Raw genomic sequence first — 21,273 nt, forward strand, 5'->3', positions numbered from 1 at the left:
CCGAAGACACGATGACCTGCCGTCCGGCGGTGAGCATGGCAACCTCGGCGGAGAGGGCAGCGGAGACGTCCTTGAGGGCTGGTCCGTAGACGTTGTCGTGGACGAGCTGGCGGGCGAGCTGAGCTGCGTCCTCGATGTCGCCGAGCTGTGCGTCAGCCTCGGTGCGATCGACGGCGTGATCCAGGATACGGGCGATGACCGAGGCCTTCTGGTCGTCCGCTTCCTCTCGTTCATGGCCTTCTCGCTACCGACGCTCGGCAGGCCGAGGCCTGGGTCGGCCGCCTGAAGCGCGTTGTACGCCCTGCGCTTCGGCATCGCGCCGCCGGCCAGGCCGCGGATCTCCTCGAAGGGCGCGTACGCGAGGGCCTTGCCGGTGATCTTGTCCATACCGGCCGAGAGCGGTGCGATCGAATTCGGTCAGGCTGTCGAACTCGACCTCGACGGAGATGCGCTCGCCGTCGTCGGCCGCAACCGCCGAGTGGACGTCCTCAGTGGTGAGGGCGACCGACCGTTCACCGTTGAAGAACCAATCGAGAGCGCAGAGCACGGTGGACTTGGCGACACCGGTCGGACCGATGAACGAGGTGATCTCGTCGAAGTTCTCGATGCGTACGCGCTTGATCTTCACGGTCGTCCTGAAACATCGTACGGGCGAGCCCGTTGGGGCCACTTCCGCACCTGTGCCTGCACACGGTCGGACGTCGACAAATTCTCGATGCCGCGCACAGGCAAAGCCCGCCCACTTGATCCTTGACCGATCTATCGTCATCAGGACCGCTCAGGACGCCCGGACCACCCTTCCAGGCCACCCCGCTCATTCTCTTGCCTGCCCATCTCGCCAGGAGGTACCCGTGAGGATGTTGATCAATGTTCCGGAGACCGTCGTCGCGGACGCGTTGCGCGGGATCGCCGCCGCGCATCCCGAGCTGAACGTCGATGTGGAGAACCGGGTCGTCGTGCGGCGGGACGCGCCGGTGGCCGGGAAGGTGGCGTTGGTGTCGGGCGGGGGCTCGGGGCATGAGCCGTTGCACGCGGGGTTCGTGGGGCCGGGGATGCTCTCGGCGGCCTGTCCCGGGGAGGTCTTCACCTCGCCGGTGCCCGACCAGATGGTGCGGGCGGCGGCCGCGGTGGACAGCGGTGCCGGCGTGCTCTTCGTCGTCAAGAACTACACGGGTGACGTCCTCAACTTCGAGATGGCCGCCGAGCTCGCCGAGGACGAGGGCGTGCAGATCGCCAAGGTGCTCGTCGACGACGACGTGGCGGTGACCGACAGCCTGTACACGGCGGGCCGACGGGGCACCGGGGCCACGCTGTTCGTGGAGAAGATCGCCGGCGCGGCGGCCGAGGAGGGCGCGCCGCTGGAGCGGGTCGAGGCGATCGCGCGCCGGGTGAACGAACGGTCGCGCAGCTTCGGGGTGGCGCTCAGCGCCTGCACGACCCCGGCGAAGGGCTCACCGACCTTCGATCTCCCCCCAGGGGAGCTGGAGTTGGGCGTGGGCATCCACGGGGAGCCGGGCCGCGAGCGGCGCCCGATGATGACCGCGAGGGAGATCGCGGACTACACGGTCGACGTCATCCTGGAGGACCTGCGCCCCAAGGGCCCCGTGCTCGCCCTGGTGAACGGGATGGGCGCGACACCACTCCTCGAACTGTACGGGTTCAACGCCGAGGTCCAGCGTCTGCTCGGCGAGCGCGGCGTGGCGGTGGCCCGCACCCTCGTCGGCAACTACGTGACCTCGCTGGACATGGCGGGCTGCTCGGTGACGCTGTGCGAGGCCGACGACGAACTGCTGCGCCTGTGGGACGCCCCGGTACAGACGCCCGCCCTGCGCTGGGGCCGGTGAACGGCGATGACTGACGAGACCGACTACGACGCCGCGTTCTTCCGCACCTGGCTGGACACGGCCGCGGCAGCCGTGGAGCGCGAGGCGGACCGGCTGACCGAGCTGGACTCCGCGATCGGCGACGCCGACCACGGCGCCAACCTCAAGCGCGGCTTCGCCGCCGTGACGGCGACCCTGGCCAAGGAGACACCCGCCACCCCCGGCGCCGTACTCGTCACGGCCGGACGCCAGCTCATCTCCACCGTCGGCGGCGCGTCGGGCCCGCTGTACGGGACGCTGCTGCGCCGCACGGGCAAGGCGCTCGGCGACGCGGAGCGGGTCTCCCGCGCCCAGCTCGCCGAAGCGCTACGGACGGGCGTGGCCGCCGTAGCACAGTTGGGCGGGGCGCAGGTGGGCGACAAGACGATGCTGGACGCGCTCGTCCCGGCGGCCGAGGCGCTCGGCACGTCGTTCGAGGCGGCCCGGGAAGCCGCTGAGGCGGGCGCGCTGGCGACCGTACCGCTCCAGGCCCGCAAGGGCAGGGCGAGCTACCTCGGCGAGCGTTCCATCGGACACCAGGACCCGGGCGCCACCTCCTCGGCACTGCTCGTCACCGCACTCGCGGAGGTGGCGGCGTGAGCAGGCGCGTGGGCATCGTCCTGGTCTCGCACAGCGCCGCCGTGGCCACGGCGGTGGCCGAGCTGGCCCGGGGCCTGACGGGCGGCGGCGACACGGCACCGATCGTGCCGGCGGGCGGCACCCCCGACGGCGGCCTGGGCACCAGCGCGGACCTCATCATCGAGGCGGCGAAGGCAGCGGACCAGGGCGCGGGCGTGGCCCTCCTGGTCGACCTGGGCAGCGCCGTACTCACGGTGAAGGCCCTCCTGGCCGAGGAGGACGAGCTACCACCGAACGCCCGCCTCATCGACGCCCCCTTCGTCGAGGGCGCGGTGGCAGCCCTCGTAACGGCAACGGCAGGCGCCGACCTGGCAGCGGTGACAGCAGCGGCCGAGGAGGCATACACGTACCGCAAGGCATAACCCCGCACCAAGGCGAGCCCGACGACGGCGGGAAGGGGGCCGGTGCCGGAGCGGGGGTGGGGGTGTCCGGACGTGGCGGCGCCCGTAACGAGCGAAGCGAAGTGAAGGTCGCAGTCCGGACACCCCCACCCCCGCGGAGGCCCCGCCACCGCGGCCCCGACCGCCCCTCACCGCCGCTCCAGACACACGACGGCCTCATCCATCCCTACTACGAGCCCCCGGTCGGCGGTCACCGCCACAGCCCGCACAGCCGGGCCGGGCCGGAACGCGAGACGGGTCCGAGACTCGACGTCGTGCAGCTCGACGCCCCCATCAGCCCAGGCGACGGCGACGAACGCCCCGAACGGCGTCTCGGCAGCATGAAGCGAGACAACCGGCGAGCCCCGCGAAACAAGAGCGTCCGGCAGGGGATCCCGCCCAGGAGTCCAGAGCCGAACCGTTCCGTCAGCACCCCCGCTGCACACGAAGGGCGTCTCCGACTCCACCGCGCCGACCGCGGTGACGCGCCCGCTGTGCAGGGCGGCCTGATGGAGCCCGGTCAACCCGAAAGCGTGCACGGACCCAAGCCGATCCCCCACGACGACAGACCCGGAAATGGCAGCGAGCGCAGTCCCAGGATGCCGCGTCAAAGTAGCGGCAACAGCCTCGGTGAGCCGCTCCAGATAGGGCGCACGAGCCTCCCGCCCCCGCACCGTATGCAGCCGCCCCCGCTCGTCGAGCAGCAACACGGTCCCGTCGGGCGCGGGCGCGAGGGCCATGACCCGCCCGGAGACGGCATGGTCGAGCCGCCCGAGCGCCCGGGCGTCGCCCGAGGAGAACACCCGCACGACACCGCCGAGGTCGGCGGCGAGCAGGGTCCCGCCCTGCGCGGCGAGCGCGGCGACGGCCCCGGGCCAGGGCGGGGCGACATCCCCCACGACCCGACTCCACCGCACCCGCCAGGGCGCGGACGCGGCGGCCGACTCAAGAGCCGGCCGCAGCCGGGGATCAGCACCGTCACCCAGGACGGCGAGCAGCCCGAGGGCCCGCTCGGCAGGGGACCGGGCGGCACAGAGCGCCTGCCCGGCACGAAGCCAGGCGGCACGGAGCCCGCCGTGCGGCTCGTCGTCGAGCACGTACCCGGTGGTGACGGCGACAGGATCCCCGGCACACACAGCAACGGGATCGGACAGATCCGGCACAAGAGGCACCGAGCCCTCGACCCCACCCCCGCCACCCCCGCCACCCCCCGCCTCGACAACGGCGACCCGCCCCGCCGAGAGCACCGCGTACTCGGCACTGTCGGCCCGCACCTCGACAACAACCCGAACCCGCCCCAGCGAGGCAAGATCCCGCACCATCTCGGCGATCCGGACAGGCTCGGCGGCGGCATGCAGCCCGGAGAGCAGCAGGACGGTCCGGGGCACCCGCCCGGTCTCGGTGGTGGCGAGGACCCGGACGAGGTCACCGGCCGACCCGGCGACGACACCGAGCCGCCCGGCGACGGCCCAGGCGGCACCGAGCGCGGTCTGACCGCTCAGCGGAACGAGCACACGGGCCGCGCGCCGCCGCCCACCCGCGCGGGACCCCTGCGCGGCGAGCCAGGGAAGCAGCCCGGGCGCTTCGGTGACGAGGCAGAGGCGCGGGGCCTCGGGATCGGTGAGCCAGCCGAGCAGGGCCGAGGCCCCGGGGCGCTCCGCGCGGACGGACGGCATGGGCACCTCTCGGTCGGCGCGGTGGCGACGGCTGTCGTGCTGACGCTGTCGACCTTAGTCGGACACGGCGCCGGAGTCGTCAGTCCTGCGCTCCGGTGAAGTGCTCCCGTACGAGTGAGGCGACGACGGCCAGGTCCTGGGCGACGAGCGCGTCGAGCAGGGCGCCGTGCTCGGCGGCGTCGGCGACGAGTTCGCCGTGCCGGGTGGCGGGGGCGCTGACGAGCGGCCACTGGGACCGCCGGTGCAGGTCGTCGGCGATGACGAGGAGCTGCTCGTTGCCGGCGAGGGCGAGAACGGCCCGGTGGAAGGCCCGGTCGGCCTCGGCGTAGTGGGCCCGGTCGCCACGGGCGGCGGCGATCCCGGTGGCCTCGGCGAGCGGCCGGAGCTCGGCCCAGCGGGCGGCGGGGACGGTGCGGGCGAGCCGCAGCATGACGGGGACCTCGATGAGCGCGCGGACCTCGGCGAGCTCGGCGAGCTCGCGGGGGGTGCGTTCGGCGACCCGGAACCCCCGGTTGGGCACGACCTCGACGGCGCCCTCGGTGGCGAGCTGCTGCATGGCCTCGCGCACAGGGGTGGCGGAGACGCCGAAGCGCTCACCGAGGACGGGCGCGGAGTAGACCTCACCGGGCACGAGCTCGCCGCCGACGAGAGCGGTACGCAAGGCATCAAGAATCTGAGCCCGAACGGAATGCCGCCGTACAGCACGAGGCACAAGCCCGGGAGCAGGCGGCTCACTGTGCGTGTGCTCCCCTCGAACGCCGCCCCCACCGTCCCGCCCGCACCCCTGCTCGGGAACCCGCGCCACGTCACCGTACGGCGAAGCGGCGGAGCGGTCCGTGGTCCGCTCGCGCGTGCTGCCCTGCTCCACCCGGGTCCTCCTGCGCTTCGGTGCCGGGCCCGGCTCGCGTCGCCGGGGTCCCCCGTGCACGATAGGCGGACGACGTCGCAGTTCAAACACCGAACGCATCGGGTAAGGTAAGGCTAACCTGCTAACGATCGCGATTCGGTGGTCCCCGTATGGCCGTCCCCACCTTGCTGACGTCTGCTCCCACCTCGCCCGTCGCGGCCTCCTACGCCCGACTCGGCGAGGTCTTCTCCGGCCTCCGCATCGACGAGGTGGACGAACGCGCCCTGGACGAACGGATGCCCCGAGGCACCGGCTGGGTAGGCGCGGACGAGCTGGCCGCCGGCGGCGAGGCCCTGGACACCTTCCTGGCCTGGGACGAGACACAGGTACGCCGCGACTACGGCCGCGCCGCCCGGCCCGACGTGGTGGCGAGTTTCGGACTGCACCGGTACGCCTGGCCCGCCTGCCTCCTCGTCACGCTCCCCTGGTTCCTGCACCGCAGGGTCCCCCGCCTGCCCGCACGGAACGTGGCCTTCCACCGCGCCCTGGGCCGGCTGGCGGTCCGCGTCGAGGAGTTCGCCTGCCTGCCCGACGACCCCGCGGCCGCGCTGCCCGGCGCCCGGGTGGTCCCGGACGAGGAGGCGCTGCGCGCCGAGGTGCGGGCCTCGCTCGGCGAGCACTTCGAGGAGCTGCTGACCGGCTTCGGGCCGCGGATGCGCCGGGGCCGGCGGGCGCTGTGGGGCATGGTGACGGACGAGATCGTCGAAGGGCTCTGGTACATCGGGGAGCTGCTCGGCGAGGAGACCCGGGCGATGGCGGAGCTGGAGCTGCTGATGCCGGGCACGGCCAAGCCGTACGTGGGGGCCGCGGGCTTCCGTGAGCTGGCGGGCTCGGCCGAGGCCTGCGGAGCGATCCGTTCCACCCGCGACCGGGCGACCTGCTGCTTCTTCTACACGCTGCGCCCCGAGGACACGTGCCTGACCTGCCCGCGCACGGCGGACCCGGAACGAGTCCGCAGACTCGCGGCGACGGCCTGACCCCCCGCCCCGCCTACGCCACCCCCAGGGGTGACACGACTCGAACACAACTCCCCCACCTCACCCACCAGTTCGACCAGATCGCACCTATTCGTATGCAGTGCGCCCCCGATGGCGTGCTCTTGTCCCGAAACCCCGTGCCCGCCTCGTCAGGTCGGCCAGTATGGGCGCCCGTATCGCCCTAACTGCGAGGCACTACTGCGAGGCAAGGGACACCGCAATGAGACTGACCGACATATCGCTGGACTGGCTGCTCCCGGGCGGCGTGATGGTGGCGGGAGTCCTGACGGCGGTGGCGGTGCTCGCGCGCGGGAAGCGCGCCGGTGACCAGGCCGCGGCCGACGACTCCTGGGAGCGCAGCGAGGAGCGCCGCAGACGCAAGGAGGCGGTGTACGGCACCGCCTCGTACGTCCTGCTCTTCTGCTGCGCGGCGGTCGCGGCGGCACTCTCCTTCCACGGCCTCGTCGGCTTCGGCCGGCAGAACCTCAACCTCACCGGGGGCTGGGAGTACCTGGTCCCGTTCGGCCTCGACGGCGCGGCGATGTTCTGCTCGGTGCTCGCCGTCCGCGAGGCCAGCCACGGCGACGCGGCCCTGGGCTCGCGCCTCCTGGTGTGGACGTTCGCGGGGGCAGCGGCCTGGTTCAACTGGGTGCACGCCCCTCGGGGCATGGGCCACGCGGGCGCCCCGCAGTTCTTCTCGGGCATGTCCCTGTCGGCGGCAGTCCTGTTCGACCGGGCGCTGAAGCAGACCAGGCGGGCGGCGCTGCGCGAGCAGGGCCTGATCCCGAGGCCGCTGCCGCAGATCCGGATGGTCCGGTGGCTGCGGGCGCCCCGGGAGACCTTCGGGGCCTGGTCGCTGATGCTCCTGGAAGGCGTACGGACCCTCGACGAGGCCGTCGACGAGGTGCGCGAGGACCGGAAGGAGAAGGAGACCGACCGGATCCGCAGGCGGGAGCAGGCGAAGCTGGACCGGGCGCGGCTGAAGGCGCTCAACCGGCAGCACCGTGCCTTCGGGCGCGGCGGCGGCCGTCAGGTGGAGGTGTCGGCCCTCGGGACCGGCACGGGTGCGGGCTCCGCGACGCCGGTGCAGGCCGCCGTCGCGGAGCCCGCCATAGCCGACCCCGGACAGCTGCCTCTTCGCACCCGGCCCTCCCTGCAAGCCGTGAAGGGCACTGAGCCGCGCACGGGCGAGTCCCGGACGGTGGACCTCACCGCCGAGGACGACACCCAGACGCTGCCCAGGCTCGACTCCCTGGAGCGCAAACTGGCGGACTTGGAACAGCAGTTCGGCTGACGCCAGTCCCGACTGAACGGCGGGGCCGCCCTCAGGCGGCCCCGCCGTTCAGTTCGAACCAGACCACCTTGCCCATCCCGTGGTTCTCGACCCCCCAGGAGTCGGCGAGCGCCTGCACCAGGACCAGTCCCCTGCCGTGCGTACCGTCGTCGGCGTGCGGTACGCGGGCGCGGGTACGGTGCAGTCCCGGGACGAAGTCCCGTACCTCGACCCGCAGTTGGTCGGGGACGACGGTGGCGGTCACGACCGCCCCGTCGTCGGTGTGGATCAGGGCGTTGGTCACCAGCTCGCTGGTGAGCAGCTCGGCGACGTCACCGGCGCCCGGCGCGCCCCACGTCCCCAGCATCGCGCGTAACGCGTGCCGCACTTCCGGCACCGCGGTGAGATCCGCGCACCCCACCCTTCTGAGCAGTTGAGTCGGCTGTCGCGCCTCGCCGGCCATATCCCCCACCCCTGCGTCGCATCGAACAGGCTCACGGGGATGCATGCCCCCTGGGGAGGCGCGCATTCATGAGCGCGGCCGGACGTCAGGGCCGGGGCACGTTGCGCAGGTTGGATCGGGCCATCTGGAGCATCCGGCCGACTCCCCCGTCGAGGACGATCTTGCTGGCGGAGAGGGCGAAGCCGGTGACCATGTCGGCGCTGATCTTGGGTGGGATGGAGAGCGCGTTGGGGTCGGTGACGACGTCCACGAGGGCCGGGCCCTTGTGCCTGAAGGCGTCCTTGAGGGCGCCCGCGAGCTGTTTCGGCTTCTCCACGCGGACGCCGTAGGCGCCGGCCGCGCGGGCGATGGCGGCGAAGTCGGGGTTCTTGTTCGTGGTTCCGTACGAGGGAAGTCCGGCCACGAGCATCTCCAGCTCGACCATGCCGAGCGAGGAGTTGTTGAAGACGATCACCTTCACCGGCAGGTCGTACTGGACCAGGGTGAGGAAGTCGCCCATGAGCATGGAGAAGCCGCCGTCGCCGGACATCGAGACGACCTGACGGCCGCGGTCGGTGAACTGGGCGCCGATCGCCTGCGGCAGGGCGTTGGCCATGGAGCCGTGGCTGAAGGAGCCGATGATGCGGCGGCGCCCGTTGGGCGAGAGGTAGCGGGCGGCCCAGACGTTGCACATGCCGGTGTCGACGGTGAACACGGCGTCGTCGTCGGCGAGTTCGTCGATCACGGAGGCGACGTACTCGGGGTGGATCGGGGTGTGCTTCTCGACCTTGCGGGTGTACGCCTTGACGACGCCCTCCAGCGCGTCGGCGTGCTTCTTCAGCATCTTGTCCAGGAAGCGGCGGTCCGTCCTGGCCCGGACGCGCGGGGTGACGCAGCGCAGCGTCTCGCGGACGTCCCCCCAGACCGCGAGGTCGAGCCGGGAGCGCCGGCCGAGCCTCTCGGGCCGCACGTCGACCTGGACGATCTTGACGTCGTCGGGCAGGAAGGTGTTGTACGGGAAGTCGGTGCCGAGCAGGATCAGCAGGTCGCACTCGTGGGTGGCCTCGTAGGCGGCGCCGTAGCCGAGCAGTCCGCTCATGCCGACGTCGTACGGGTTGTCGTACTGGATCCACTCCTTGCCGCGCAGCGCGTGTCCGACGGGCGCCTTCACCCGCTCGGCGAACCGCATGACCTCCTCGTGGGCGCCGGCGGTGCCGCTGCCGCAGAACAGCGTCACCCGTTCGGCTGAGTCGATCATCCGGACGAGGGCGTCGATCTCGGTGTCGCCGGGGCGGACGGTGGGCCGGGAGGTGACGAGGGCGATCTCGGCGGCCTTGTCGGGCGCGGGCTCGGAGGCGACGTCGCCGGGCAGCGAGACGACGCTGACGCCGCTCTGGCCGACCGCGTGCTGGATCGCGGTGTGCAGCAGCCGGGGCATCTGCTTCGGGTTGGAGATCAGCTCGCTGTAGTGGCTGCATTCGCGGAACAGCTGGTCCGGGTGGGTCTCCTGGAAGTAGCCGAGGCCGATCTCGCTGGACGGGATGTGGGAGGCCAGCGCGAGGACGGGGGCCATGGAGCGGTGGGCGTCGTACAGGCCGTTGATGAGGTGCAGGTTGCCCGGGCCGCAGGAGCCGGCGCAGGCGGCCAGCCTGCCGGTGATCTGGGCCTCGGCACCGGCCGCGAAGGCGGCGACCTCCTCGTGCCGCACCTGGATCCAGTCGATGGCGGAGTTGCGGCGGATCGCGTCGACGACCGGGTTCAGGCTGTCGCCGACCACTCCGTAGAGGCGCTGGACGCCCGCGCGGACGAGGATGTCGACGAACTGTTCTGCGACATTCTGTTTGGCCATGGGTCCATCAACCCATGGGCGGGGAGGTTACGCCTCCCAGACCGCCACCCCCGTACGGTCGTCGGCGTAGCCGGTGACGCGCAGCTGGGTGTCGGCGAGGAAGGCGGCGAGCCCGGGTGGTCCGGTGCCGGCCCAGCGGGTGGCGAGCTCGTGGGCGAGGGCGGGTTCGCCGCGCAGCGGCTCGGCCAGGCCGTGGGAGGCGAGCAGCAGGGTGTCGCCCGGCCGGGCGACGGAGGCGCGGAAGCGGAACGGTTCGGCGGGGGCCGTACCGGGGCTCTCCACGAGAGGGCCGGGTGCGCCCGCGGTGGCCGGGGGTTCGGGGAGGAGCGGCTCGATGTCCTGCCAGGCGCCGTCGCGCAGCCGGAAGAGGCCGCCGGTGCCGATGCCGAAGAAGACCCGGGTGCGGCAGCCGGGGTCGGCGGAGAGCAGCAGGCAGCGCAGGCCCGCCGTGTACTCCTCGGGGTCGAGGCCGCGTTCGGCCGCGCGGGAGCGGAGCCGGCCGTAGGTGCGGTAGGTGAGCCGGTGGAGTCCCGACTTGAGGTCGTCGCGGCGGCCGGAGCGGATGTCCTCGGAGAGCCGGGCGTGGCTGCGGCCGACGGATTCGGCGATCCAGTGGCAGACGTCGGCGGCGGCCAGGTGGGCGTGGTCGGCGGCGCGCCGTCCGGCGGCGACGGCGACGAGGACGAGGGCGGCCTCGCCCTGGCCGAAGCGGGCGGTGAGGAGGGCGTCGCGGCGGGGTTCGCCCCGGAAGCGGGCGGAGTCGCCGCGGACGGAGGCGGCGCGCAGGGTGTAGGCGCCGTAGCGGGCGCCGTCGAGCACGGTGTCGGCGACGAGTTCGTCGAGCTCCCCGGGCCGGGCGGCGGGCAGGGCGGTGGGCTCGGGCTCGTAGGTGGGCGGCCGGCTTCCGACGTGTCCGGTACGGGGGCGGGGCGCGGGGACCTGGAGGTCGGGCGGTGCCTCTTCGGCGGGCGGCTCCAGGGTCGTCGTCCTGGACGCGGAGTCGAAGCGCTCGTCAAGGCTGTCGGGCGTCGGGACGGGCCCGGTGTCCGGGGCCGACGCGTCGTAGAGCTTGTCCCACCAGTTGTCCCCCTGCTGAGTCATGCCCTTATTGTCCACCGCACAGGCCGTCCGAAAACGGGACATCCGGAAATGTGTCGTGGAAAACCTCGGGGCGCGGGGGCGGACATGGGTGGTCCGCCGGGCGACCCCACCCCCCACGGGAAGGACGCCCGGCGGACCGGCGTGATCAGCGCACGTCGTAGGCGCGGACCACGGTCTGGGTGACGGAGTTGCCGTTGGCGTCCGTCAGTTCGGTCTTCAGGGTGACCTGCTCACCGGTCGCGCCCGCGTGGTTCACGGTCGCGGTCCAGCCGCCGCCCTGCTGGGAGACCCGGGCCTCGGTCCAGGTCTCGCCCCCGTCGTAGGAGTACGAGAGCCTGGCCGATGTGAGGGCCGCGGGGGTGTAGCCCGCGTGACCCGTCGCGCTGAGGCCGATCCGCTGGCCGTCCGCCGCGGCGAGGGTCTTGAGTCCGTCCTCCGGAAGGTCGTACCGGGGGAAGAGAATCGGGATGCCCTGAGAATAGACGCTCGGGTCGTCCTTGGAGGTGAATTTCCAGGCCGAGTTGACGGATGTGGAGCGGGCCCACACCTTGCTGCCGATCTTCGTGGTGTTCTGTTCGAGTGTGTACGTACCGGGCTCGGACGGCACTTCGAAGACACCGAACGGCCATCCGGTCCGCCCGATGAGCTTGCCGTCCTTGCTCAGGCGGAGGTTGCCGATGTCGCCGAAGGAGCCGGGCTCGGCGTGGTGGGTGGCGTCGCCCCACATGGCGTCGGCGAAACCGATGAGGTTGCCCTGGCGCTCGGCGGCCAGGACCGGCCTGCCGGTGGCGTCGCGGGGGGCGGTGGGGGCGATGACACCGTCGTACCACTGCTCGGTGCGCCGCTCGCCGGGGGTGTAGGCGTGCCGGGCGCCGACCATGAGCTCACCGAACGGGAAGCTGCTGCCGATGAGTTGGCGCCAGGAGGTGTCGCCCGCGGTGTAGTACTCGGTGCGGGTGCCGGGCGCCGGGACGGTCTCCAGCGAGCCGAAGGCGACGGCGGTGCCGTCCGGCCGGTAGGCGGCCGGGAACTCGATGAAGTCGGTGGCGATGCCGGAGGAGCCGTAGCGGGACTCCGTACGCCCCAGGGTGCGGTCCTCGACCCGGTAGCTGCGGTCGTCGTGGATCGGGCGGGTCTCGGGGAAGGCCAGGTTGTAGAGGTAGGGGCTCTTCGCGGTGGCCTTCCAGGAGAGGGTGACCTCGCCGGCGCCGAGCCTGCCGAGCAGCGCGGCGGCCTCGTCGGCGGGGACGGAGAGGACCGGCAGGCCGAGGCCGGTGAATCCGCCGCCGGGGTACCAGCGGCCCGGGGCCTGGTGGTACGTGACGACGGCGACGGCTCCGGCGGTCCTGGCGTCGCGGGCGAGGGTGCCCGCGTTGGTGCTGGTGTCGGGCAGGCGGACCAGGGCGATCCGGCCCTTCACGCCCGCGGCCTTGAGCTCGTCGGGGGTGCCGGTGCCCGCGTCGACGAGCCGGGCGGAGCCGGTGCCGTCGAGGTTGTCGGAGGCGATGGAGGCGGTCAGCGGGTGCAGCCGCAGTCCGTCGCCGGTGGCGAGCCGCTCGATCTGCGGGGCGGCGGCGCGCCAGTAGCTGCCGAACTCGAAGGCGCCGTCGGCGGCACGGCCCTCGACGGAGGCGTAGTAGCCGCGGATGGTGCGCGGTCCGGTGGCGGTGCCGGAGTGCCGCCAGGTGTCGTCCCAGGAGCGGGCGAACGCGAGGGTGGCTCCCCGGGGTTCGGCGGGCTTGTCGGTGCGGACCGAGAGCCGGTGGGCGCGGCGGGCGTCGAGGACGACGGTGGTGTCCTTCCTCAGCTCCAGCTGCGGGCGGCCCAGGTAGCTGATGGAGTCGGTCAGGGTGGCGCCCTCGCCGGGGTCGGCGGTGGTGACGAAGGAGGAGAGGAAGTAGCTTCCGGCGCGCAGGCGGTAGACCTGGTCGGCGGAGCCCTCGTTGAAGCGGCGGGAGCCGGTGGCGTCGTCGGTGCCGATGACGTCGAGCGAGGAGGAGCCGGCGGCCGGCTTGCCCTGGCGGTCGATCAGCTTGACGCGCAGGGTGACGGTCTCGGGCTCGACGTACAGGGCGAACGGGGTGGAGACGTGCGTGCCGCCGGGGCCGGTGGCGACGACGCGGCCGGTGATGTCGCCGTACTGGGCGCGGTCCAGGTGGGCGGCCGGGTCGAGACGGAGCGGGACCTGGACGGTGGCGCCGGCCGGGACGGTGACGGTGCGGGCGCCGAGCCGGGCCATCGGGGAGCGGACGGCGGAGCCGTCGTTGCCGGTGAGCCGCTCGACGGCGAGGGTCAGGGTGACGGGCCGGTCGCCGGTGTTGGTGTAGGGGACGGCGACGGTGGTGCGGTCGCTGCCGTCCTGCGGCCAGTTGAAGGTGCCGCCCTGGACGGCGGGGGCGCCGAGGACGGTCTGGTCGACGGCGGCCTTGACGTCGAGACGGCCGCCGCCGACCTCGCGGGCGTCGCCGGGGACGCCGCTGTCGGCGGAGGAGACCAGGGCGGCCTTGATCTGCTGGGCGGTCCAGTCGGGGTGGCGCTGCTTGACGACGGCGGCGGCCCCCGCGACGTGCGGGGTGGCCATCGAGGTGCCGGACATCGACTGGTAGGCGTAGACGCCGCGGCCGCCGGCCGCCGCGGCGGAGATGGCGACGCCGGGGGCGGCGATCTCCGGCTTGAGGGTGTGGGCGGCGTCGGACGCGGGGCCGCGGCTGGAGAAGTACGCGGTGGAGTCGGAGCGGTCGACGGCGCCGACGGTGAGGACGCCGGGCGCACAGCCGGGCGAGGAGACGGTGTTGTTGCCGGGGCCGGAGTTTCCGGCGGCGAGGACGAACAACGTGCCTTTGTTCTGGGCGAGTTGTTCGGCGGCGACGCTCATCGGGTCGGTGCAGTCGGTCTCGGAGGGGTTGCCGAGGCTCATGGAGACGACGTCGGCGCCCTGGGCGACGGCCCACTCCATGCCCGCGATGATCCACGAAGTGGCGCCGGAGCCGGAGTCGTTGAGGACCTTGCCGTTGAGGAGGGCCGCGCCGGGCGCGACACCCTTCTTCTTTCCGCCGCTGGCGGCGCCGGTGCCGCCGACGGTGGAGATGGTGTGGGTGCCGTGGCCCTGGCGGTCGTCGGTGGTGTCGGAGTCGGTGAAGTTCTCGGCGGCGACGATCCGGCCCTTGAGGTCGGGGTGTTCGGCGTCGGCGCCGGTGTCGAGGACGGCGACCTTGGTGCCGGTGCCGTCGTAGCCCGCGGCCCAGGCCTCGGGGGCGTGGACCTGGGCGGTGGAACGCTCCAGGGTGGCCTGGACCTTGCGGTCGAGCCACAGCTTCTTCACGCCGCCGGAGGCGGAGCGGGCGGCGGGGGCGGTGACGTCGGCCCAGAAGGTCGCGGCCTGCTTCTTGTCGGCCTTGAGGGCGACGGCGTCGACGGTCCTCAGGACCTGGCCTCGGGTGGCGCCGCGCGGGGCGGGCGGCACCGAGCGGGCGGTGGCCAGGTCCGTGCCGTAGACGGCGATCAGCGGCAGGGTGGCGGAGCCGGCGTCGTCGTAGCCCTGGCGGACCAGGCCGGTGACGTTGAACAGCTCCTCGTCGACCCGGCCCGCGGCCAGCGCGGCGGTGGCGCCCTCGGGGTAGACGTACAGGTCCTGGCCGGAGCGGCGGGTCTGGACGAGCGGCACGGTGCCGTCCTCGCGGGGCAGCGCGGCGGCGGCCGGGTTCCCCTCGGCGTCACGGGTGAGCAGGACCCGGTCGCCGGTCACCAGGGTGACGGTGGCGGGCTTCTGCCCTGCGCGGGCGGCGGCCTCGCTGCCGACCAGCGGTCGCTTGCCGGTCGCCTGGGCGTCCTGCGGCGCTGCGGCCGCGGACGCCGCGACCGCGGTGACGGCCAGGACGGCGGCGGTCGCCGCCCCCAGGGCCGTACGCGAAATCGGGCGCATCGCTCTCCCCATCTGATTCCGGCTATGAGGGCATAAAGCCCTTATGTCCGGAGGCTGTTGGTGCTGCGGTTGCGCCACATTGGCAGAGGTGAGGGTGGTGCGGGCAGGATGGGCGAGGCGGGAATGCGCCGTGGCCGTTTCCCGCCAATGCACCAACGGAACGAACGCGTCCGCTGGACGTCCGGGGAATGCCCGGGTCGTCCGGGGACGTCCGGCGAGGGGTGGGGTCAGGGATGCTGGGTGCGATAGGTCTCGACGAACGGCAGGAGTCCGCCTACCGCGCGCTCGTCGCCCTGGGCGCGGCGGAGGTCTCCGACCTGGCCCACCGGCTCGCGCTCCCGGAGAACGACACCGAACGGGCCCTGCGCAGGCTGGAGTCGCAGGGCCTGGCCGCGCAGTCCTCGGCGCGCACCGGGCGCTGGGTCGCCGCGCCGCCCGGGGTGGCGCTCGGCGCGCTGCTCACCCAGCAGCGGCACGAGCTGGAGCAGGCGGAGCTGGCGGCGGCGCTGCTCGCCCAGGAGTACCGGGCGGAGGCGACCGAGCCCGCCGTGCACGACCTGGTGGAGGTGGTGACCGGCGCCGGTGCCGTCACGCACCGTTTCCTCCAGCTCCAGCTCGGTGCCACCGAGGAGGTCTGCGCGCTGGTGACGGGCAAGCCGATCGCCGTGTCCGGCATGGAGAACGACGCCGAGGCGCAGGCCGCGGAGCGGGGCGTGCGCTACCGGGTGGTGATCGAGCGCGAGGTGCTGACGCTGCCCTCGGGGCTGATCGAGCTGTCGGCGGCGCTCGGCCGCGAGGAGCGGATCCGGATCGTGGACCGGGTGCCGACCAAGCTGGTGGTCGCCGACCGCTCGCTGGCCATGGTGCCGCTCACCGGCCGCGGCGCGGAGCCGGCCGCGCTCGTGGTGCACGCCAGCGGACTGCTCGAATCGCTCATGGGCCTGTTCGAGTCGGTCTGGCGGGAGGCGCTGCCACTGCGGCTGGGCGCGGGTGCGCAGGTGACGGAGGAGGAAACACCGGGGCCGGACCCGACGGACCTGGAGATCCTCTCGCTGCTGCTGGCCGGGATGACCGACGCGAGCGTGGCGAAGCAGCTGGAGCTCGGCCTGCGCACGGTGCAGCGGCGGGTGAAGGGCCTGATGGAGCTGACCGGGGTGACGACCCGGTTGCAACTGGGCTGGCACGCGTACGAGAAGGGGTGGGTGGCCCGGCGGTAGGCGGGGGCGGGGTGGCGTACGGGCGGGCGGCGGGGCCGGTGGTGGGCGGGGGCGGGGGTGGCCGTAATCTGACGGCCGATTCACGCCCCCCTTCCCCTCCCCCTTCCTGCCGAGGAGCCCCCCATGAACGGAAGGCGCCGTCGCGCCCTGCTGGCCACCGTCACCCCGATGCTGGAGCCCGGGGAGCGGGTGGAGGTGACCTCCCTGGTCAATCTGAGCTCGGTGTCGGTCCGCCGTACCGCCGCGTTCGGGGTCGCCTCGGCGATAGCGAGCGGCGGGGCGCTCACCGTGGTGCCGGTGCCGACGCCGATGTATCTCGCGATGACCGACCGGCGGCTGCTGATCTTCCGGGCGGACCCGACCTTCGCGAAGCCGGTGGGGCACACGATGACGATCCAGCGCGCCCATCTCTTCCGCTCGGAGATCAAGGAACGGTTCCTCAACTCGTCCTTCGTGCTCTCCTCGCCGTACAGCGAGACCTCACTGAAGATCATCTTCCCGCTGATCGACCGCGCGGCCCGCAATCTCGTCGCCGCCGCGATACCGCTCGCCGCCTGACCCGCCCGTCCCCCGCGACCTGCGGGAACGCGCGAGTTCCTGCACCCTTGGCAGATGGGTGTGTGGCAGCTCCTGCTGATCGCGATGGTGATGCTGCTCGGACTGTTCGGGGTGCTGACGCCCGGCGTGCCGGGGACGTGGCTGGTGTGGGCGGCCATGCTCTGGTGGTCGCTCCACGAGCAGACCGGGCTCGCCTGGATCCTCCTGGTCTCCTCGACGGGCCTGCTGCTCCTCACCCAGGTGGTCGTGTGGCAGCTGCCGCCGCGCCGCTTCCGGGGCGTCGGCATCACGCGGCGGATGGTCGGGTACGCGGGGGCGGGCGCGCTCCTGGGCTTCCTGCTGGTGCCGGTGGTCGGCGCGATCCCCGGTTTCGTCGGCGGCGTCTACCTCTCCGAGCGGCTGCGCCTCGGCGGCCACGGCCAGGCACGGGCCGCCACCCGCACGGTGATGCGGGCGGCCGGGACGAGCGTCCTGGTGGAGCTCTTCGCCTGCCTCCTGATCGTGGGGGCGTGGGCGGGGGCGGTGATCTGGGGCTGAGATCCGGGGCTGAGGGCGCTCAGAGGACGCCCACCAGCACGATGACCAGGACGGGCAGCGCGATGAAGACGGTGCCGAGGTAGACGGCGAGCACCCACCGGTGCTCCGAGGCGACGCGGGCGAGTTTCTCGGCGCAGAACAGCGGTACGGGGCGCAGCAGCGGGATCACGTAGATCGCGACGATCGCGAAGAGGTTGTAGACCAGGTGCACGAAGGCCGCCTGGAGCCCGATCCGCGCGTCCGGCCCGACGCCCGCGAACGCCGCGAAGACCACCGTGAAGGTGGTGCCCAGGTTGGAGCCGACGACGACCGGATAGACCTGCGCCGGTGTCAGGATGCCCGTTCCGGCGAAGGGGACCAGCACGGAGGTGGTGATGGTCGAGGACTGGGTGACGACGGTGACGCCCATGCCGGAGGCCATGGCGAGGTACTCGTTGCGCCCGACGGCCTTGATCAGGACGTCGCGGGCCCTGCCGACCATGAGCAGTCGGAGCAGCTTCCCGAGGTAGCGGACGGCGACCAGGATCAGGGCGGCGCCGATCACGATGGTGAACAGCGGGCCGAGGGTGCTGCTGATGTGCGAGGTCGCGTGGATCACCGCGTGTTCCACGGGCCGGGTGGCCACCCGGATGACGTTGAAGTGGGCCGGGTTCGGCAGCCAGTCCGTGCCGTACAGGGCGTCGGTGAGACTCCCGCTGATGCGCTGGAGCGGGTGCCAGATCAGCTCGATCGGGAAGAAGATCAGCAGCGCGAGCCAGTTGTAGAAGTCATGGACGGTCGAGGCGCCCAGCGCCCTGCGGAACTCCACGCGGTCGCCGATGAAGGTCAGCGCGACCAGGCTCGTCGTCACGGTGGTGCCGACGTTCGCGCCCAGGATGATGGGGATCGCGCCCTGGATGGGCAGCGCGCCCGACCCCACGGCGGTGACGGCGATGGCCGTGGTCGTGGTCGAGGACTGGATCAGGACCGTACCGAGGATGCCGACGCTCAGCCCGACCCATGGGTTCGCGGCGAAGGCGAACATGGTGTGCGCCGCGTCGCTGCCGAGACCCGCGAAGCCCCGGCTGATGATGCTCACGGCGCAGATCAGCAGGTAGATGAGGCCTGCGACACCGCACCAGCCGAGGGCCTTGGTCCACGTGGGGAGCCGGTCGGCCTCGGCGTCGCCCTCGTGGCCGGTGTCCGGCCCCCTGTCGGATGCGGCTTCCGCCATGAACCAAGGCTACGAGCTCCCGACCGCCGGCGCGCTCCCGTCGGCGCGGCGCAGGTACCGCGCCGCGTACGAGCGCCAGGGCCGCCACTCCGGGTGGTCGGGGAGGCCCTCCGGGGCCACGTCGGGGTCGCCGAGGGCGCGGGTGCGGACGACGGCGGCGGCGCGGGCGGTCAGGCCGGGCACGGCGGCCAGGGCGGCGGCGGTGGCGGCGCGGTCGGCGCCGGGGTCGAGCCGGATCGTGCCGTCGGCCAGCAGGGCGGCGAGCGGGCCCGCGACCGGGTCGCCGGTCAGGGCGGCGGGCTCGGGGAAGACATGGGTGAGGGTGCCGCAGGCGGTCTCCAGGGGCGTGCCGTACGCCGCGAGGAGCCGCGCGGCGTGGGCGGGGCCGACGAGGGTCCGTACCGCGAACTCCTCCGGTTCGGCCGTGCCCGGCGAGCGGACCCCGGGGCGGGCCGCGACCTCGGCGGCGAGGGCGGGGTCGGCGCCGAGCCGTTCGGCGACGGCGTACGGGTCGGCGTCCAGGTCGAGGAGGCGGCGCAGCCGCTGGACGGCGGTGGTGAGGTCGCGCAGCTCGGTGAGGTGGATACGGGCCTCCAGCCAGCGGCCCGGGGAGCGCTCGTCGACCGAGACGATCCCGGTGCCGTACGGGAGGCGCAGGGTGCGCCGGTAGGTGCGGGCGCCGGGGGTCCCGACGACCTCCTCCACGCCCGGGAGTGCCTCGGCGGCGAGCAGGTCGAAGACCTCGCCCGCGGCGTACGGGCCCCGGTGGGCGAGCCGCAGCGGCACCCCGGCGGCGAGCGCGGTGCGCGGTCCGGCGCCGGTGCCGGACTCGTCGCGCAGCTCGGTGGGGGTACGGGCGTAGATCGCGCGGATCGTGTCGTTGAACTGCCGGACGCTGGCGAATCCGGCCGCGAAGGCGATCTCGGTGACGGGCAGGCCGGTGGTCTGGAGGAGCAGCCGCGCGGTGTGGGCGCGCTGGGCGCGGGCCAGGGCGACCGGCCCGGCGCCGAGCTCGGCGGTGAGCTGGCGCTGCACCTGCCGGGCGCTGTAGCCGAGGCGTACGGCGAGCCCGGGCACGCCCTCGCGGTCGACGACGCCGTCGCCGATCATGCGGACGGCGCGCCCGACGACGTCGGCCCGGACGTTCCACTCGGCGGAGCCGGGCACGGCGTCGGGGCGGCAGCGGCGGCAGGCCCGGAAGCCGTGGCCCTGGGCCGCGGCGGCGGTGGGGAAGAAGCTGACGTTGCGCCGCTTGGGGGTGACGGCGGGGCAGCTGGGGCGGCAGTAGATGCCGGTGGTGGCGACGGCGAAGAAGAACACACCGTCGAAGCGGGCGTCCCGGCTGCTGACCGCCTCGTAGCGGGTGTCCTCGTCGGTGCCCGAGGGCTGGGTGCCGCTCCCAGCCTGCGTGCTCCCGGGCCGGGGCGTGAGCGTCTCCGTCATGTCTCCCAGTGTGCGGGAGCGCCCCGGCCCCGGCTGGCGGTTTTCGGACGCCGAGCCGGGGCCTGGGGTGGGGGCTACTTGTAGCGGCCCCGCTTGATGTCCATGGCCGCGCGGCCCTCGGCGCCCTTGCGCTTCCAGTCCTTCAGGATCTCGTGGCGCAGGCGCGCGTCGGTCTTGGCGGCCAGCCGCTGGTTCTCGCGGATCAGCTTGCGGTAGCTGTCGAGGCGGCGTTCGGGCAGCGTGCCGTCCTCGATGGCGGCGGCGACGGCGCAGCCGGGCTCCGTCTCGTGGGCGCAGTCCGGGAAGCGGCAGCCGGCGGCCAGCTCCTCGATCTCGCTGAAGACCTGGCCGACCCCCGCCTCCGCGTCCCAGAGGCCGACGCCCCGCAGCCCCGGCGTGTCGATGAGCACCCCGCCGCCGGGCAGCACCAGCAGGTTGCGGGTGGTGGTGGTGTGGCGGCCCTTGCCGTCCACGTCGCGGGCGGCCTGGACCTCCATGACGTCCTGGCCGAGCAGCGTGTTGGCGAGGGTCGACTTCCCGGCGCCGGAGACCCCCAGCAGCACGCTGGTGCCGCCCGAGGCGACCGCGTGGAGCACGTCGAGCCCCTCCCCGGTCAGGGAGCTGACGGGCAGCACCTGGACGCCGGGGGCGACCGTCTCGACGTCCTCGACCAGGTAGGAGAGGCCGACGGGGTCGGGCACCAGGTCGGCCTTGCTGAGGACGACGAGCGGCTGGGCGCCGGACTCCCAGGCGAGCGCGAGGAAGCGCTCGATGCGCCCGAGGTCGAGCTCGGCGGCGAGCGAGACCGTGATGATCGCGTGGTCGACGTTGGCGGCGAGGATCTGCCCCTCGGACCGCTTGGACGAGGTGGAGCGGGCGAACGCGGTACGGCGGGGCAGACAGGCCCGTACGTAGCGGGGGTCGCCGGCGCCCTCGGGGTCGACAGCGGCCCAGTCACCGGTGCAGATGACCCGCAGCGGGTCGTGCGGGGTGACGAAGGCGGTGTCGGCGCGGACGAGTCCGGCCTCGGTCATGAGGTCGCACTGGCCCCGGTCGACCCGGACGACCCGGCCGGGCAGCAGGCCCTGCGCGGCGTACGGGGCGAACGCGGCGACCCAGGCGTCGTCCCAGCCGTAGGCGAGGAGGGAGGACGGGGCGAGCGTCGAAGGAGAGGAGAGGGTGGAACGGGACGGCGAGGAAGACGGGAAAGACAAGGGGGACCCTTCACAGGGGTGGCCCCGGCGTCGCGCGGCGGTGCGCGCGGAAGGTGGGAGACG

18 protein-coding genes are annotated in these 21,273 nt (G+C 73.2%); 8 read left to right on the forward strand and 10 right to left on the reverse strand.

Features of this window, described 5'->3' with window-relative positions; translation table 11 throughout:
• Positions 1-244: 244 nt before the first annotated feature.
• Positions 245-628, reverse strand: a complete 384-nt coding sequence (locus ABTZ54_RS17875; protein WP_351663994.1) for a hypothetical protein — start codon at positions 626-628, stop codon at positions 245-247.
• A gap of 223 nt (positions 629-851) precedes the next feature.
• On the opposite strand from ABTZ54_RS17875, the gene dhaK reads away from it, so the two are divergent.
• The 3 genes from dhaK to dhaM are packed head-to-tail and all read left to right on the forward strand — an operon-like array spanning position 852 to position 2,863.
• Positions 852-1,844, forward strand: coding sequence for a dihydroxyacetone kinase subunit DhaK (gene dhaK, locus ABTZ54_RS17880; RefSeq protein WP_351663996.1), 993 nt, complete (start codon positions 852-854; stop codon positions 1,842-1,844).
• 6 nt (positions 1,845-1,850) lie between these two features.
• On the forward strand, positions 1,851-2,462 hold the full coding sequence (gene dhaL, locus ABTZ54_RS17885) for a dihydroxyacetone kinase subunit DhaL (RefSeq protein WP_351663998.1): 612 nt from the start codon (positions 1,851-1,853) through the stop codon (positions 2,460-2,462).
• Entirely contained in the window at positions 2,459-2,863 is a 405-nt protein-coding gene (gene dhaM, locus ABTZ54_RS17890) for a dihydroxyacetone kinase phosphoryl donor subunit DhaM (protein ID WP_351664000.1), read from the forward strand. The genes dhaL and dhaM overlap by 4 nt, the downstream gene beginning before the upstream one ends.
• Positions 2,864-3,030: 167 nt before the next feature.
• On the opposite strand, the gene ABTZ54_RS17895 is transcribed toward dhaM, so the two are convergent.
• Positions 3,031-4,557, reverse strand: a complete 1,527-nt coding sequence (locus ABTZ54_RS17895; RefSeq protein ID WP_351664002.1) for a WD40 repeat domain-containing protein — start codon at positions 4,555-4,557, stop codon at positions 3,031-3,033.
• Between the two features lie 79 nt (positions 4,558-4,636).
• Positions 4,637-5,425 carry a GntR family transcriptional regulator gene (locus ABTZ54_RS17900; protein ID WP_502997262.1) on the reverse strand — a complete coding sequence of 263 codons (789 nt, stop codon included), beginning with the start codon at positions 5,423-5,425 and terminating at the stop codon, positions 4,637-4,639.
• A gap of 149 nt (positions 5,426-5,574) precedes the next feature.
• Between ABTZ54_RS17900 and ABTZ54_RS17905 the strand changes: the two genes are divergently transcribed.
• Entirely contained in the window at positions 5,575-6,441 is an 867-nt protein-coding gene (locus ABTZ54_RS17905; protein ID WP_351664004.1) for a (2Fe-2S)-binding protein, read from the forward strand.
• A 220-nt stretch (positions 6,442-6,661) separates the two neighbouring features.
• Positions 6,662-7,735, forward strand: coding sequence for a DUF2637 domain-containing protein (locus ABTZ54_RS17910; protein ID WP_351664006.1), 1,074 nt, complete (start codon positions 6,662-6,664; stop codon positions 7,733-7,735).
• 31 nt (positions 7,736-7,766) lie between these two features.
• Here the strand turns inward: ABTZ54_RS17910 and ABTZ54_RS17915 are convergent, their stop codons facing one another.
• The 4 genes from ABTZ54_RS17915 to ABTZ54_RS17930 all read right to left on the reverse strand — a co-directional run bounded on the left by ABTZ54_RS17915 (position 7,767) and on the right by ABTZ54_RS17930 (position 15,028).
• Complete coding sequence (locus ABTZ54_RS17915; protein ID WP_351664008.1) at positions 7,767-8,177, reverse strand: ATP-binding protein; 411 nt, start codon at positions 8,175-8,177, stop codon at positions 7,767-7,769.
• An 85-nt stretch (positions 8,178-8,262) separates the two neighbouring features.
• Positions 8,263-10,005 carry a pyruvate dehydrogenase gene (locus tag ABTZ54_RS17920; protein WP_351664010.1) on the reverse strand — a complete coding sequence of 581 codons (1,743 nt, stop codon included), beginning with the start codon at positions 10,003-10,005 and terminating at the stop codon, positions 8,263-8,265.
• A 27-nt stretch (positions 10,006-10,032) separates the two neighbouring features.
• The gene (locus tag ABTZ54_RS17925; protein ID WP_351664011.1) at positions 10,033-11,106 is read right to left on the reverse strand and encodes a protein phosphatase 2C domain-containing protein; all 1,074 of its coding nucleotides are present in this window, start codon (positions 11,104-11,106) and stop codon (positions 10,033-10,035) included.
• 145 nt (positions 11,107-11,251) lie between these two features.
• Positions 11,252-15,028, reverse strand: coding sequence for a S8 family peptidase (locus ABTZ54_RS17930; protein WP_351664013.1), 3,777 nt, complete (start codon positions 15,026-15,028; stop codon positions 11,252-11,254).
• Between the two features lie 233 nt (positions 15,029-15,261).
• On the opposite strand from ABTZ54_RS17930, the gene ABTZ54_RS17935 reads away from it, so the two are divergent.
• From ABTZ54_RS17935 to ABTZ54_RS17945, 3 genes are all read left to right on the forward strand, one after another.
• Positions 15,262-16,245 carry a helix-turn-helix domain-containing protein gene (locus tag ABTZ54_RS17935; RefSeq protein WP_351664015.1) on the forward strand — a complete coding sequence of 328 codons (984 nt, stop codon included), beginning with the start codon at positions 15,262-15,264 and terminating at the stop codon, positions 16,243-16,245.
• Positions 16,246-16,368: 123 nt separating this feature from the next.
• Entirely contained in the window at positions 16,369-16,803 is a 435-nt protein-coding gene (locus tag ABTZ54_RS17940; protein ID WP_351664017.1) for a hypothetical protein, read from the forward strand.
• A gap of 54 nt (positions 16,804-16,857) precedes the next feature.
• Complete coding sequence (locus tag ABTZ54_RS17945) at positions 16,858-17,340, forward strand: DUF456 domain-containing protein (protein WP_351664019.1); 483 nt, start codon at positions 16,858-16,860, stop codon at positions 17,338-17,340.
• Positions 17,341-17,359: 19 nt separating this feature from the next.
• Here ABTZ54_RS17945 and ABTZ54_RS17950 read toward each other — a convergent pair whose 3' ends face one another.
• From ABTZ54_RS17950 to rsgA, 3 genes are all read right to left on the reverse strand, one after another.
• Positions 17,360-18,553, reverse strand: a complete 1,194-nt coding sequence (locus tag ABTZ54_RS17950; RefSeq protein ID WP_351664021.1) for a Na/Pi symporter — start codon at positions 18,551-18,553, stop codon at positions 17,360-17,362.
• Positions 18,554-18,562: 9 nt separating this feature from the next.
• Positions 18,563-19,996 carry an AlkA N-terminal domain-containing protein gene (locus ABTZ54_RS17955; protein ID WP_351664023.1) on the reverse strand — a complete coding sequence of 478 codons (1,434 nt, stop codon included), beginning with the start codon at positions 19,994-19,996 and terminating at the stop codon, positions 18,563-18,565.
• Between the two features lie 74 nt (positions 19,997-20,070).
• Positions 20,071-21,210 carry a ribosome small subunit-dependent GTPase A gene (gene rsgA / locus ABTZ54_RS17960; protein ID WP_351664053.1) on the reverse strand — a complete coding sequence of 380 codons (1,140 nt, stop codon included), beginning with the start codon at positions 21,208-21,210 and terminating at the stop codon, positions 20,071-20,073.
• Positions 21,211-21,273 lie beyond the last annotated feature (63 nt).

It is taken from the genome of Streptomyces sp. NPDC094032, from assembly GCF_040303965.1.
Lineage (GTDB): Bacteria > Actinomycetota > Actinomycetes > Streptomycetales > Streptomycetaceae > Streptomyces.